The organism is Pseudomonas sp. C9 (assembly GCF_002000165.1).
Lineage (GTDB): Bacteria > Pseudomonadota > Gammaproteobacteria > Pseudomonadales > Pseudomonadaceae > Aquipseudomonas.
Genome location: NZ_MPAK01000001.1, coordinates 2,951,107 through 2,964,205, shown reverse-complemented (window position 1 = coordinate 2,964,205; position 13,099 = coordinate 2,951,107). Strand labels below are relative to the sequence as shown.

Annotated in this window: 15 protein-coding genes; 9 read left to right on the top strand and 6 right to left on the bottom strand. The window is 60.8% G+C overall.

The window, feature by feature from the left end:
* Positions 1–22 precede the first annotated feature (22 nt).
* From BMS17_RS13875 to pilG, 4 genes are all read right to left on the bottom strand, one after another.
* The gene (locus BMS17_RS13875; protein WP_046029762.1) at positions 23–2,080 is read right to left on the bottom strand and encodes a methyl-accepting chemotaxis protein; all 2,058 of its coding nucleotides are present in this window, start codon (positions 2,078–2,080) and stop codon (positions 23–25) included.
* Between the two features lie 137 nt (positions 2,081–2,217).
* Positions 2,218–2,751 carry a chemotaxis protein CheW gene (locus BMS17_RS13870; RefSeq protein WP_077431108.1) on the bottom strand — a complete coding sequence of 178 codons (534 nt, stop codon included), beginning with the start codon at positions 2,749–2,751 and terminating at the stop codon, positions 2,218–2,220.
* A gap of 10 nt (positions 2,752–2,761) precedes the next feature.
* Positions 2,762–3,127, bottom strand: a complete 366-nt coding sequence (gene pilH, locus BMS17_RS13865; RefSeq protein WP_008068134.1) for a twitching motility response regulator PilH — start codon at positions 3,125–3,127, stop codon at positions 2,762–2,764.
* Between the two features lie 57 nt (positions 3,128–3,184).
* Positions 3,185–3,589: a twitching motility response regulator PilG gene (gene pilG / locus BMS17_RS13860; RefSeq protein WP_027926573.1), complete on the bottom strand. Its 405-nt coding sequence runs from the start codon at positions 3,587–3,589 to the stop codon at positions 3,185–3,187.
* Positions 3,590–3,812: 223 nt separating this feature from the next.
* On the opposite strand from pilG, the gene gshB reads away from it, so the two are divergent.
* The 7 genes from gshB to BMS17_RS13825 all read left to right on the top strand — a co-directional run bounded on the left by gshB (position 3,813) and on the right by BMS17_RS13825 (position 9,836).
* Positions 3,813–4,766 carry a glutathione synthase gene (gene gshB / locus BMS17_RS13855; RefSeq protein WP_046029757.1) on the top strand — a complete coding sequence of 318 codons (954 nt, stop codon included), beginning with the start codon at positions 3,813–3,815 and terminating at the stop codon, positions 4,764–4,766.
* 77 nt (positions 4,767–4,843) lie between these two features.
* On the top strand, positions 4,844–5,743 hold the full coding sequence (locus tag BMS17_RS13850; protein ID WP_077431107.1) for an energy transducer TonB: 900 nt from the start codon (positions 4,844–4,846) through the stop codon (positions 5,741–5,743).
* Positions 5,744–5,935: 192 nt separating this feature from the next.
* On the top strand, positions 5,936–6,508 hold the full coding sequence (locus BMS17_RS13845; RefSeq protein WP_077431106.1) for a YqgE/AlgH family protein: 573 nt from the start codon (positions 5,936–5,938) through the stop codon (positions 6,506–6,508).
* The gene (gene ruvX, locus BMS17_RS13840; protein WP_003195067.1) at positions 6,508–6,945 is read left to right on the top strand and encodes a Holliday junction resolvase RuvX; all 438 of its coding nucleotides are present in this window, start codon (positions 6,508–6,510) and stop codon (positions 6,943–6,945) included. Before BMS17_RS13845 ends, ruvX begins: the two co-directional genes overlap by 1 nt.
* An 88-nt stretch (positions 6,946–7,033) precedes the next feature.
* Positions 7,034–7,537: a bifunctional pyr operon transcriptional regulator/uracil phosphoribosyltransferase PyrR gene (pyrR, locus tag BMS17_RS13835; protein ID WP_046029746.1), complete on the top strand. Its 504-nt coding sequence runs from the start codon at positions 7,034–7,036 to the stop codon at positions 7,535–7,537.
* Positions 7,538–7,563: 26 nt separating this feature from the next.
* A complete protein-coding gene (locus BMS17_RS13830) occupies positions 7,564–8,568 on the top strand; it encodes an aspartate carbamoyltransferase catalytic subunit (RefSeq protein ID WP_046029744.1) in 1,005 nt (334 codons plus the stop codon).
* Positions 8,565–9,836: a dihydroorotase gene (locus tag BMS17_RS13825; protein ID WP_046029743.1), complete on the top strand. Its 1,272-nt coding sequence runs from the start codon at positions 8,565–8,567 to the stop codon at positions 9,834–9,836. The genes BMS17_RS13830 and BMS17_RS13825 overlap by 4 nt, the downstream gene beginning before the upstream one ends.
* Before the next feature lie 112 nt (positions 9,837–9,948).
* On the opposite strand, the gene BMS17_RS13820 is transcribed toward BMS17_RS13825, so the two are convergent.
* Complete coding sequence (locus tag BMS17_RS13820; protein ID WP_077431105.1) at positions 9,949–10,377, bottom strand: TM2 domain-containing protein; 429 nt, start codon at positions 10,375–10,377, stop codon at positions 9,949–9,951.
* A 250-nt stretch (positions 10,378–10,627) separates the two neighbouring features.
* Here BMS17_RS13820 and BMS17_RS13815 point away from each other — a divergent pair, with 250 nt between their 5' ends.
* A complete protein-coding gene (locus BMS17_RS13815) occupies positions 10,628–11,248 on the top strand; it encodes a C40 family peptidase (protein WP_046029741.1) in 621 nt (206 codons plus the stop codon).
* A 65-nt stretch (positions 11,249–11,313) separates the two neighbouring features.
* Here BMS17_RS13815 and BMS17_RS13810 read toward each other — a convergent pair whose 3' ends face one another.
* Positions 11,314–12,348, bottom strand: coding sequence for a type IV pilus twitching motility protein PilT (locus BMS17_RS13810; protein WP_046029740.1), 1,035 nt, complete (start codon positions 12,346–12,348; stop codon positions 11,314–11,316).
* A gap of 57 nt (positions 12,349–12,405) precedes the next feature.
* On the opposite strand from BMS17_RS13810, the gene BMS17_RS13805 reads away from it, so the two are divergent.
* Positions 12,406–13,092, top strand: a complete 687-nt coding sequence (locus BMS17_RS13805; RefSeq protein WP_046029739.1) for a YggS family pyridoxal phosphate-dependent enzyme — start codon at positions 12,406–12,408, stop codon at positions 13,090–13,092.
* Positions 13,093–13,099: the final 7 nt, after the last annotated feature.

Here is a 13,099-nt window from a genome sequence, read left to right as displayed (position 1 = left end):
AAATCATACGCCTGTGGCCGGTTCAAGCCTTGTCCGCCGCCTGCGCCTTGGCGGCCGGCAAGGTGAAACCGGACACCGAACGCCGCAGCTGACTGGCCATTTTAGCCAGGTTGCCGATGCTCTCGGCAGTGGCGGTGGAACCGGACGAGGTCTGCGAGGTGATCTGTTGAATCACGTTCATCGTCAGGGAAATCTGCCCGGCCGAAGACGTTTGTTGCTGCGCAGCATTGGAAATACTCTGGATCAACGCCGCGAGGGTCTTCGATACGCCTTCGATTTCTTCCAGGGCCACACCGGCATCCTGCGCCAGACGCGCTCCCCGCACCACTTCGGTGGTGGTCTGCTCCATGGAAATGACCGCTTCGTTGGTGTCCGTCTGGATCGCCCGCACCAGGGTTTCGATTTGCCGGGTCGCGGCGGATGAACGCTCGGCCAGGCGCTGGACTTCGTCGGCCACCACGGCAAAACCGCGCCCGGCGTCACCGGCCATCGATGCCTGGATCGCCGCGTTGAGCGCGAGTATGTTGGTCTGGTCGGCAATGTCATCGATCAGGCTGACAATGTCGCCAATTTCCTGGGAGGACTCGCCCAGACGCTTGATGCGCTTGGCGGTGTCCTGAATCTGCTCGCGAATGTTGTCCATGCCGTGGATGGTGTTGTGCACCACTTCGTTGCCCTTGTTGGCAATTTCCACCGAACGCTCGGCCACCGCTGACGACTCGGCGGCATTGGCCGAGACCTGATCGATGGACTGGGCCATGTCGTTGATCGCCGTCGAGGCTTCAGAGATCTGCTGCGCCTGATGCTCCGAGGCTTGCGCCAGGTGCATGGCGGTGGCCTGGGTTTCCTGCACGGCGGCGGCCACCTGGCCGGCGGTGAGGTTGATGGTCGCCACCAGGTCGCGCAATTGGTCCACGGAATAGTTGATCGAGTCGGCGATGGTCCCGGTGAAGTCTTCGGTCACCGAGGCGGTGACGGTCAAGTCGCCGTCGGCCAGGTCTTCGATTTCGTCCAGCAGGCGCATGATCGCGCTCTGGTTACGTTCGTTCTTTTCGGCGGTTTCCCGAAGCTGACGATTGGTTTCGCGCACCATCACCATCCCGATCAGGATGATCGACATCAGCGCCAGCAGGCCCAGCACGTAACCGCCGATGGTGTCGGTATTGCGCCCGCCGGCAAGGTTTTCGAACCCGGTGGCCAAGTGCGAGGCTTCATCGAGCAAGGTTTGCGACAGGGTAAATATATTGGTGGCCGACTCGCGGACCTTGAACAATTCGGGGGAGGTTTCGAGGATTTCATCCACCGAGCCCGAGACGAATTCAAACAGCTCGGAAATCTCGCTCAAGCGAGCGCGAGCATCGCGGTCCTCGACCTGGCTGATTCTCAGCGCCACATTGCCCTGAAGCATGCCGTTGAGCACCTGGCCGAAACGCGCGGCATCGCGGCCGAAGGCGTCGGCGGCCTGCTGCGAGTTTTCGTCGCCGGACAGCACGGTGTTCACCGCGCCCAAGATGCGCTCGGCCAGCAGCGATTGGCGCTGGGCCATCGCCACCTGCGCGGCCGGTGCGCCGCGTTGCAGGAGGATTTCGACGACTTTCTCGTACTCGACCTGCAACTGCGGCACGGTTTCGGCCAGGGTCGCCGCGACCTGATGCAGCGACAGCACCGTCTGCTCGCTGGAGAGAATGGCGTCGGTGTTTTTCAGCAAGCGTTCCCAATCGAGCTGCACGGCGCGCATTTCCGGGCGCACGGTGGACGGCGCTGGCGGCAGGCCGGTGGCCGGGTCGCCCTTCTTCAGGTATCCCCAACGCAGGGCAAAGTCGTTGCGCGCATCACTGAGCAACTTGAACGCGGCCGCTTTGCCAGCGGCAGCTTCGGTGGCATTTTTGGCGATGCGCTGGGACAGCACCCGCAGCTCGCCGGCGTGGCCGATGTACTGTTTGTCGTACGTGGCTTGGGTATTGAGGTAAGCGAAATTGGCGAACAGCAGCATGATGAACACGATCAGCGCGATAAACAGCACGATGATCTGCGAACGACTGCGCGATCCTTCTGGCTTGCCTGTTTGTGCTTTTGTCATCGGTCCTCGCCTGTCCTGCCCAATTCACTACTCGCCCTTGTAGGAGCAAGGCTTGCCCGCGATGGCATCACCCCGGTCCAAAGTGAGACCGCGCCGTCTGCATCGCGGGCAAGCCCGGCTCCTACAGGGTCCGGGGATTACAGCGCTACATGCATAAAGCTTTGTGACTGCGCCAGTGCAAACGGGCTGAACACCTGCCAGGCCTGCTCATGCTGAAACCGGCCTTTGACGAACCCCGACATCGGCCCGTTCAAATGATCTGCCGGCTCCAGGCTGTCCTGGGCAAAGTGCTGCAAGCCGAAGACTTCGTCGACCAGCAACCCGGCAAAAATTTCGTTATGTTCCACCACCAACACGCGCCGCTGCTTGCGCACAGCCGAGGCTTCGTGGCCAAAAAAACCACCCAGGTCCATGATCGGCAGCAATCGCCCACGCAAGTTGGCCACCCCTTTGACCCAGGGTTTGACGCCCGGCAATTGGGTGAAGCGCGGTTCATGCAGGACTTCGCTGACTTCGCCCATCGGCGCGACGTACCAGTCCTCGCCCAAGCGGAAACCAATGCCGCTCCAGCTGTCCTGTCGGGTCGGCTGGGACGGCAAATCCGCCGCCAGCAGACGACAGCGCTGATCGATCTGCAGCAGCAGCTCGAAAGCCGTCAGCGATTCAGTCATGGGCGGACGTTCAACCGGCCAGCACGTTGTTCAGGGTTTTGATCAGGGTTTCTTCGTCGACCGGTTTGGTCAGGTAATCCTTGGCCCCCTGGCGCGTGCCCCAGACCTTGTCGGTTTCCTGATCCTTGGTGGTGATGATGATCACCGGGATGTGCCCGGTTTCCGGGTCTTTGGTCAGCTGGCGAGTCGCCTGGAAGCCGTTGAGGCCAGGCATGACGATGTCCATCAGCACCGCGTCAGGTTTTTCCTGACGGGCCAGGGCCACGCCGTCGGCGCCGTTTTCGGCTTTCAACACTTCGTGACCGTGCTTTTCCAGCATGCCGGTCAGTTTGTACATTTCGGTCGGCGAATCATCGACGATCAGAATACGAGCCATGGTCTTCCCCATTCTTGTCGACGCCGGGCCCGCTGGCCGAGCGTCACTGTGCGTGTCCTACTGCGGCAAAACGGCGGCGAAGCCCGGAACATGGGCCTGGATCGCGTTCAGCAGTTCTTCCTTGCTGAAAGGCTTGGTCAAAAACTGGTCGGAGCCAACGATGCGCCCCTTGGCCTTGTCGAACAGCCCGTCCTTGGACGACAGCATAATCACTGGCGTGGACTTGAACGCACTATTGTTCTTGATTAAAGCGCAGGTCTGATAGCCATCCAGACGCGGCATCATGATGTCGACAAAGATGATGCCGGGATGGTTATCGGCAATCTTGGCCAGCGCATCGAAACCGTCGATGGCCGTAATGACTTCACAACCCACATTCTTCAACAGCGTTTCGGCGGTGCGACGAATCGTCTTCGAATCGTCGATCACCATGACCTTCAAGGCGCTGGAATGCTGATCCATAAATGCTCTACCGTCGCCTTTGCGAAACAAATTGTCCGTTTGCGCTCGAAACCCTTGATACTCAAGGGCCAGCATGACATGGCAGCCTTTTTAGCACAGTCTCCAAAACCAATCTATCGGCCGACTTGCACGATGGTTTTTCCTTGACCGGGAACACACTCAGCGCCACTCTGACGCCACTTTTTCATGTCCATTCGGACCACCCAAATTCGAGGAAAAACCCATGAGCGTTCGCGTCGGGATTGTCATGGACCCCATTGCCAGCATCTCCTATAAAAAGGATAGCTCGCTGGCCATGCTGCTGGCCGCGCAGAAGCGCGGCTGGGAACTGTTCTATATGGAACAGCGCGATTTGTACCAGGGCGAAGGCCAGGCTCGCGCGCGGATGCGTCCGCTGCAAGTGTTCGCCAACCCGGAAAAATGGTTCGAACTGGGCGCCGAGAGCGATGCGCCGCTCAGCGATCTGAACGTGATCCTGATGCGCAAGGATCCACCGTTCGACATGGAGTTCGTTTACTCCACCTATTTGCTGGAACAAGCCGAAAGCGCCGGCGTGCTGGTGGTCAACAAGCCGCAGAGCCTGCGTGACTGCAACGAAAAACTGTTCGCCACGTTGTTTCCGCAGTGCACACCACCGACCGTGGTCAGCCGTCGCGCCGATGTGTTGCGTGAATTCGCCGCCAAGCACGGCGACGTGATCCTCAAGCCGCTGGACGGCATGGGTGGCACGTCGATCTTCCGTCATCGCGCTGGTGATCCGAACCTGTCGGTGATCCTGGAAACCCTGACGGCGCTGGGCGCCCAGCAGATCATGGGCCAGGCGTACCTGCCGGCGATCAAGGACGGCGACAAACGCATCCTGATGATCGACGGCGAGCCGGTGGATTACTGCCTGGCGCGCATTCCGGCCGCCGGAGAAACCCGTGGCAACCTCGCCGCCGGTGGTCGTGGCGAAGCCCGTCCATTGACCGAGAAGGATCGCTGGATCGCGGCACAAGTGGGCCCTACCCTGCGTGAAAAAGGTCTTTTGTTTGTTGGCCTGGACGTGATCGGCGAGCATCTGACCGAAATCAACGTCACCAGCCCGACCTGCATCCGCGAAATCGATAACGCCTTTGGCACCGACATCGGCGGCCTGCTGATGGATGCCATCGATCAGAAGCTCAAGGCTCGTTGATATAGAACAGCCAAGCAATCACCAACATTGCGTTATCATGCGCGGCCTGTGAAAAACGCGATGTTGGTTTTCTTGCCATGACCCTCCCGTCCGATCTGCCTGCTGAACTCGCCCATCGTGGCGTGCGCCCGGCCGATCGCCTCGGTTTTACCCTGTTTCTCGCGGCGTTGATTCACCTGGCCTTGCTGTTGGGCGTCGGCTTTACGATGGTCGAACCCAAAACCATCAGCAAAACCCTGGAAATCACCCTCGCCACCTTCAAAAGTGAAAAGAAGCCCGAAAAAGCCGATTTCCTCGCCCAGGAAAATCAGCAAGGCAGCGGCACCCTGGATAAAAAGGCGATTCCCAAGACCACCGAGGTCGCGCCGTTCCAGGACAACAAAGTGCAGAAAGTCACGCCACCGCCCGCCGCCAAGCCTGAAGTACAGGAAGCAGCGCCCAAGGCAGCCGTGACTACCGTCGCACCCCAACCTAAAAAAGCGCCGGCCAAGAACGAAGAGGTCAAGCCACAGGCCAAGCCTGCCGTGGCCGCGCCGACGTTTGACAGTGCCCAGCTGTCCAGCGACATCGCCAGCCTCGAAGCGGAACTGGCCAATGAACAACAGCTGTACGCCAAGCGCCCGCGCATTCACCGCTTGAGCGCGGCTTCGACCATGCGCGACAAAGGCGCCTGGTATAAGGACGAATGGCGCAAGAAGGTCGAGCGCATCGGCAACCTCAATTACCCCGACGAAGCCCGACGCAAGCAGATTTACGGCAATTTGCGCTTGATGGTTTCGATCAACCGGGACGGCTCGTTGTATGAAGTGCTGGTGCTGGAGTCGTCCGGGCAGCCGCTGCTGGATCAGGCGGCACAGCGGATCGTGCGGCTCGCGGCCCCGTTTGCGCCGTTTACCGGGGATCTGTCGGACATCGACCGGCTGGAAATCATCCGCACCTGGAAATTTGCCCGCGGCGACCGCCTCTCGAGCAATTGAACACTGCATATCCCCCTGTGGGAGCGGGCTTGCCCGCGAAGAGGTCGGCACATTCAGCATAAATGTCGACCGACCTGACGCCTTCGCGGGCAGGCCCGCTCCCACAATGATCTCTGTTGCCGGGGAAAATCGGGGCATTTCCCGTGCATCCCCAGCTTGTCAGTTCGCCCCTCCAACGCCACACTAGCGCTCATGAAGAATGTCAGCCCCAGCTACCTCAAGCATCACTTCCTGATCGCCATGCCTCACATGGCCGACCCGAACTTTGCGCACACCTTGACCTACATCGTCGAGCACACGGCCAATGGTGCCATGGGGCTGGTGATCAACCGCCCGCAAGACCTGAACCTGGCCGAGATCCTTGAGCAACTGCGCCCGGACATCGAGCCCCCACCGCTGTGCCGGCATGTGCCGATTTTCATCGGCGGACCGGTGCAGACGGATCGCGGTTTTGTCCTGCACCCCAAAGGGCAGAGTTATCAGGCGACCGTTGATCTGGAAGGCGATCTGTCCCTGTCCACCTCTCAAGACGTACTGTTTGCCATTGCCGACGGTGTCGGCCCGGCGAAAAGCCTGATTGCCCTCGGCTACGCCGGTTGGGAAGCCGGGCAACTGGACGCCGAACTGGCCCAGAACGCCTGGCTGACCTGCCAGTTCGACGCCGACATCCTGTTCAACACCAGCAGCGAACTGCGTCTGGAAGCGGCGGCCAAGCATCTGGGCGTCAACCTCGGCCTGCTCACCAGCCAGGCGGGGCACGCCTGATGGCCCTGCGCCTGATATTGGGTTTCGACTACGGCACCAAACAGATCGGCGTCGCGGTCGGGCAGGTGATTACCGGCCAGGCCCGCGAGTTGTGTACGTTGAAAGCGCAGAACGGCGTTCCGGACTGGAATCAGGTCGAAGCCCTGATCAAAGAATGGAAACCCGACGCAGTGGTGGTGGGCCTGCCCTTGAACATGGATGGCACCCCAAGCGACATGTGCCTGCGCGCGGAAAAATTCGCCCGCCGTCTCAACGGCCGCTACAACCTGCCTTTCTATACCCACGATGAACGCCTGACCACGTTTGAAGCCAAAGGCGAACGACGTGATCGTGGCGGGCAAAAAGGCAGTTACCGCGACAACCCGGTGGACGCCATCGCCGCCGCCCTGCTGCTGCAAGGCTGGCTCGACGAAAACACCGCATTGTTCGAATCCTGAAGAGGCGCAGCAAGCGTCTCTACTTAGCGACAACCCGAGCCAGGCGTCACACCCGCAGAACCCGGCTCGGGCCCAAGAAGGAGCAACCATGAGCCTGCCCAATCCCGCCGAACTGATCAGCCAGATGGCGATCCGTCTCAAGGCACACCTGGAACACCGTGGCATCAGCGAACCGCGTTATATCGGTATCCGTACCGGCGGCGTCTGGGTCGCCCAGGCGTTGCTCGAAGAACTGGGCAGCGATTCGCCGCTCGGTACGCTGGACGTGTCCTTCTACCGCGACGACTTCAGCCAGAACGGCCTGCACCCACAGGTTCGCCCGTCGGCACTGCCATTCGAGATCGAAGGCCAGCATCTGGTGCTGATCGACGACGTGCTCATGAGCGGCCGGACCATCCGCGCCGCCATGAACGAACTCTTCGACTACGGCCGCCCGGCCAGCGTAACGCTGGTCTGCCTGCTGGACCTGGACGCCAGCGAACTGCCAATCCGCCCGAACGTGGTTGGCGCGACGCTGTCGCTGGCCGCCCATGAACGAGTGAAGCTTTCCGGCCCCGAACTCAAGCTTGAACTGCAAGACCTCGCCCTTTAATCCGCCCTATTGAGAGTCCCCTCGCGATGACGCCTCTAGATACCAAGCGCCCGCTGCAGCTCAATGATCAGGGCCAGCTGCGCCACTTCCTCTCCCTCGACGGTTTGCGCCGCGAGCTGCTGACGGAAATCCTCGACACCGCTGACTCGTTCCTCGAAGTCGGCGCCCGGGCCGTGAAGAAAGTCCCGTTGCTGCGCGGCAAGACCGTGTGCAACGTGTTCTTCGAAAACTCGACCCGCACTCGCACCACCTTCGAACTGGCGGCCCAGCGGCTGTCGGCGGACGTGATCACCCTGAACGTGTCGACCTCGTCGGCGAGCAAGGGCGAAACCCTGCTCGACACCCTGCGCAACCTGGAGGCCATGGCCGCCGACATGTTCGTCGTGCGCCACGGCGACTCCGGCGCCGCGCACTTCATCGCCGAGCATGTGTGCCCGCAAGTGGCAATCATCAACGGCGGCGACGGCCGTCACGCGCACCCGACGCAGGGCATGCTCGACATGCTCACCATCCGCCGGCACAAGGGTGGTTTTGAAAATCTCTCGGTGGCCATCGTCGGCGACATCCTGCACTCGCGGGTGGCGCGCTCGAACATGCTGGCCCTGAAAACCCTGGGTTGCCCGGACATCCGCGTGATCGCGCCGAAAACCCTGCTGCCCATCGGCATCGAGCAATACGGCGTGAAGGTTTACACCGACATGACCGAAGGCCTGAAAGACGTCGACGTGGTGATCATGCTGCGCCTGCAGCGCGAGCGCATGGCCGGCGGCCTGCTGCCGAGCGAAGGCGAGTTCTACCGCCTGTTCGGCCTGACCACCGCACGCCTGGCCGGCGCTAAGCCCGACTGCATCGTCATGCACCCGGGGCCGATCAACCGTGGGGTGGAAATCGAGTCGGCGGTGGCCGACGGCCCGCACTCGGTGATCCTCAACCAGGTCACCTACGGTATTGCGATTCGTATGGCCGTGCTGTCCATGGCCATGAGCGGGCAGACTGCGCAACGTCAATTCGAGCAGGAGAACGCCCAGTGAAGCTCAGTATTCTCGGCGCCCGCGTGATCGATCCAGCCACGGGGCTGGATCAAGTAACCGATATCCACATTGAAGCCTGCAAAGTCGTCGCCCTTGGCGCTGCGCCAGCCGGTTTTGTCGCCGTCGACACAATCGACGCCCATGGCCTCGTGGCTGCTCCCGGCCTGGTTGACCTGAACGTCGCCCTGCGCGAGCCGGGTTACAGCCGCAAAGGCTCGATCATCAGCGAAACCCGCGCCGCCGCCGCCGGTGGCGTCACCAGCCTGTGCTGCCCGCCGAAAACCAAACCGGTGCTGGACACTTCGGCCGTGGCCGAACTGATCCTCGACCGCGCGCGTGAAGCCGGCAACACCAAAGTGTTCCCGATTGGCGCCCTGAGCAAAGGCCTGGACGGCGAACAGCTTGCCGAGCTCGTTGCGCTGCGCGATGCCGGTTGCGTGGCCTTCGGCAATGGCCTGGAGAGCTTTCGCAATACCCGCACCCTGTGCCGGGCGCTGGAATACGCGGCGACATTCGACCTGACGGTGATTTTCAATTCCCAGGACCATGATCTGGCCGAAGGTGGCCTGGCCCATGAAGGCCCTACCGCCAGTTTCCTCGGCTTGCCGGGCATACCGGAAACCGCGGAGACCGTGGCCCTGGCCCGCGATCTGCTGTTGGTCGAGCAGAGCGGCGTGCGCGCGCACTTCAGCCAGCTCACCAGCGCTCGCGGCGTTGCCTTGATCGCCCAGGCCCAGGCCCGCGGGCTGCCGGTGACCGCCGATGTCGCCCTGTATCAGCTGATTCTGACGGATGAAGCCTTGATCGACTTCAGCAGCCTCTATCATGTCCAGCCACCGCTACGTACCCGCGCCGACCGCGATGGCCTGCGTGAGGCGGTGAAATCGGGTGTAATCTCGGCCATTTCCAGCCATCACCAGCCACACGAGCTGGACGCCAAACTGGCGCCGTTCGGCGCTACTGAGCCCGGCATCAGCAGCGTTGAATTGCTGCTGCCGCTGGCGATGACGCTGGTGGAAGATGGTTTGCTCGACCTGTCGACGTTACTGGCGCGTTTGAGCACCGGCCCGGCCGAGGCCTTGCGCTTGCCGGCAGGTCGTTTGGCGGTCGGCGGGCCGGCGGACATCGTGCTGTTCGACCCGACAGCGTCGACGGTGGCGGGTGAAACCTGGTTGTCCAAGGGTGAAAACTGCCCGTTCATCGGGCATAGCCTGCCGGGCGTAGTGCGCTACACACTGGTGGATGGGCGGATTAGCCACCAGGCTTAAGGCCGCGTCGTTCCAATCGCGGGCAAGCCCGCTCCCACAGGGTTATTGGCTGGTCGCAAAATTTGTGTCCACACAAAACCACTGTGGGAGCGGGCTTGCCCGCGATGGCGTCTTAGAAAGCGCTCTTATTCTGGGCGTTTCGCAGCGAAACCTGGTCATTCAGTGTCCAGAAGTCATACAGCACCCCCACAAAGAACAACCCGCCCGTCACCAGGTACAGCAAGCCGCTGATCCACTTCCCCTGATACATCCGGTGCACGCCGAACACCCCTAGAAACGTCAGCAGAATCCACGCCACGTTGTACTCGATAGGCCCAGCGGTGAACCGAAGGTCAGCTTCACGGTCCATAGCCGGGATCAGAAATACGTCGATCAGCCAGCCAATCCCCAGCAAACCAAAGGTGAAGAACCAGATCGTCCCGGTCACAGGCTTGCCGTAATAGAAGCGGTGAGCCCCGGTAAAACCAAAAATCCACAGCAGATACCCGATCACTTTACTGTGAGTATCCTGATGCGCGGCCGACTGTTGATAGCTGTTCATGAATGACCTCGATTCACACGATAGAGAAATATTCTTTAAATCTTTGTGACTTTTTTACAGGTAGCCGACGTATGGCAAATGCTACCGTGGGTCCCGTCAAAGCCTTATAGCACCTGACTTCTGTCCGACAATTGCGTCAATCTGCCGCTTGTTTGGTTCAAATGGCCACCAGGTTGAATCGACCAACGGCCTCGGAAGGGTAAAAAAAGCTGTTATAAAGTTGCGCGTTCACCCATTCGAGCCCTGCCTAATGCGTCCATTTTTCAAGACATGGCTAACCATTTGCCTTTTGATGCCACTGGCCGCCCACGCCACCAATCGTGAGCAACGTCTTCCAAACGTTAATGGTTACACCCCAAAATCCCATGCTTCTGCTCCTTCGAACAAAAGCAAACAAACTGCAAAACTGTCGAGCGAACCGAGCAACGCCAACAGCAAACTTGTACCGCCGATGGCGAGCAAGGAAAGCAGCAATGTGCTGAGCCGCGCCGTCAACGTCCTCGGTACTCCCTACCGTTGGGGCGGCAGTAGCCCAAGTAAAGGGTTCGATTGCAGTGGCCTGGTGAAATACGCGTTCAACGACGCTACGTTTGACCTGCCGCGCACTTCCAATGCCATGGCCAGCGGTCATGGCGAGAAAGTCGATCGCGACGAACTGAAGCCCGGCGACCTGATTTTCTTCAACATCAAAAGCCGTCGAGTCAATCACGTTGCCATCTACCTGGGCAATGACCGCTTCATCCACGCGCCCCGCCGTGGCAAGTCGGTGAGCATCGATACGCTGAAGAAACCGTACTGGGAAAAACACTACGTGGTTGCCAAGCGGGTTCTGCCAAAAGAACCGAATCAGATGCGCGTCGTACAGCGCTGATGAAATCCCGGGCCTGACCCGGGATGATCACTCCCACGCTCTGCGTGGGAGCGATCACCTCCTCCTCAGAAGTTATCCGGCGACCGTGCCTTGTCCCGCGCATGCTCGCGACTGATCAAGCCCTTGGTCACCAACTCCTTCAAGCACATATCCAGCGTCTGCATCCCCAGCGATCCTCCCGTCTGAATCGATGAGTACATCTGCGCCACCTTGTCCTCGCGGATCAGGTTACGGATTGCCGACGTGCCCAACATGATCTCGTGCGCCGCAATCCGCCCGCCGCCGATCTTCTTCACCAGTGTCTGCGACACCACCGCCAGCAACGATTCCGACAGCATCGACCGCACCATCGACTTCTCATCCCCCGGGAACACATCCACCACCCGGTCGATGGTTTTCGCCGCTGACGTGGTGTGCAGCGTGCCAAACACCAGATGCCCGGTCTCGGCAGCGGTCAGCGCCAGGCGAATGGTCTCCAGGTCCCGCATCTCCCCCACCAGAATCACGTCCGGGTCTTCGCGCAGGGCCGAGCGCAGGGCCGTGGCAAAGCTGCGCGTATCGCGATGCACCTCGCGCTGGTTGATCAGGCATTTGCGCGATTCGTGGACAAACTCGATCGGGTCTTCGATGGTGAGGATGTGGTGATGGCGATGGCTGTTCAGGTAGTCGATCATCGCCGCCAACGTGGTGGACTTGCCGGAACCGGTCGGCCCGGTGACCAGCACCAGCCCGCGCGGCGCATCGGTGATCTTGCGAAACACCTCGCCCATGCCGAGGTCGTCCATGCTCAGGACCTTCGATGGAATGGTCCTGAACACCGCCCCGGCGCCCCGGTTCTGGTTAAACGCATTCACCCGAAAACGCGCCACACCGGGCACTTCGAAGGAAAAATCAGTTTCCAGGTGTTTCTCGAAGTCCACCCGCTGGGTGTCGTTCATGATGTCGTGGATCAGCTCCTGAACCTGTTTGTGATCCAGGGCCGGCAGGTTGATGCGCCGCACATCGCCGTCGACGCGGATCATCGGGGGCAGGCCGGCTGACAAGTGCAGGTCGGATGCGCCCTGTTTAGCGCTGAAAGCCAGCAGCTCAGTGATATCCATAGCGCTCCTCAATTCCAGTAGAATGCCGCGAACCTTCAGACCGCTGGCGCACATTGAATGTCCACGATAGCAGACAACATTGCTCAGGTTAGTTCACGCATCCGTGCCGCCGCCCTGGCCGCCGGGCGCGATGAGCACAGCGTTCAGCTGCTGGCCGTGAGCAAGACCAAACCCGCCGAAGCCGTGCGTGAAGCCTATGCCGCCGGCCTGCGCGACGTTGGCGAGAACTACCTGCAGGAAGCCCTGGGCAAACAGCTCGAACTGGCCGACCTGCCCTTGATCTGGCACTTCATCGGCCCCATTCAATCGAACAAGACTCGCGCTATCGCCGAGCACTTCGACTGGGTGCACTCCGTGGATCGCTTGAAAATCGCACAACGCCTGTCCGAACAACGCCCTGCCGATTTGCCGCCACTGAACATCTGCATCCAGGTCAACGTCAGCGGTGAAGCCAGCAAATCCGGCTGCACCCCGGCCGACCTGCCGGCCTTGGCCAATGCCATCAACGCCTTGCCTCGCATAAAGCTGCGCGGGCTGATGGCAATTCCCGAGCCGACTGAAGATCGCGCCGCCCAGGATGCCGCTTTTGCTGCCGTGCAGCACTTGCAAGCCAGCCTGAACCTGCCGCTCGACACACTTTCCATGGGCATGAGCCACGACCTTGAGTCGGCCATTGCCATGGGCGCCACCTGGGTCCGCGTTGGTACGGCCCTGTTCGGCGCCCGCGACTACGGCCAGCCTTGAAACCCTG

Excerpts from the sequence above, each read along its gene's own strand:
- BMS17_RS13875 (WP_046029762.1), bottom strand. The coding sequence starts at position 2,080 with ATGACAAAAGCACAAACAGGCAAGCCAGAAGGATCGCGCAGTCGTTCG.
- BMS17_RS13870 (WP_077431108.1), bottom strand. The coding sequence starts at position 2,751 with ATGACTGAATCGCTGACGGCTTTCGAGCTGCTGCTGCAGATCGATCAG.
- pilH (WP_008068134.1), bottom strand. The coding sequence starts at position 3,127 with ATGGCTCGTATTCTGATCGTCGATGATTCGCCGACCGAAATGTACAAA.
- pilG (WP_027926573.1), bottom strand. The coding sequence starts at position 3,589 with ATGGATCAGCATTCCAGCGCCTTGAAGGTCATGGTGATCGACGATTCG.
- gshB (WP_046029757.1), top strand. The coding sequence starts at position 3,813 with ATGAGCGTTCGCGTCGGGATTGTCATGGACCCCATTGCCAGCATCTCC.
- BMS17_RS13850 (WP_077431107.1), top strand. The coding sequence starts at position 4,844 with ATGACCCTCCCGTCCGATCTGCCTGCTGAACTCGCCCATCGTGGCGTG.
- BMS17_RS13845 (WP_077431106.1), top strand. The coding sequence starts at position 5,936 with ATGAAGAATGTCAGCCCCAGCTACCTCAAGCATCACTTCCTGATCGCC.
- ruvX (WP_003195067.1), top strand. The coding sequence starts at position 6,508 with ATGGCCCTGCGCCTGATATTGGGTTTCGACTACGGCACCAAACAGATC.
- pyrR (WP_046029746.1), top strand. The coding sequence starts at position 7,034 with ATGAGCCTGCCCAATCCCGCCGAACTGATCAGCCAGATGGCGATCCGT.
- BMS17_RS13830 (WP_046029744.1), top strand. The coding sequence starts at position 7,564 with ATGACGCCTCTAGATACCAAGCGCCCGCTGCAGCTCAATGATCAGGGC.
- BMS17_RS13820 (WP_077431105.1), bottom strand. The coding sequence starts at position 10,377 with ATGAACAGCTATCAACAGTCGGCCGCGCATCAGGATACTCACAGTAAA.
- BMS17_RS13815 (WP_046029741.1), top strand. The coding sequence starts at position 10,628 with ATGCGTCCATTTTTCAAGACATGGCTAACCATTTGCCTTTTGATGCCA.
- BMS17_RS13810 (WP_046029740.1), bottom strand. The coding sequence starts at position 12,348 with ATGGATATCACTGAGCTGCTGGCTTTCAGCGCTAAACAGGGCGCATCC.
- BMS17_RS13805 (WP_046029739.1), top strand. The coding sequence starts at position 12,406 with ATGTCCACGATAGCAGACAACATTGCTCAGGTTAGTTCACGCATCCGT.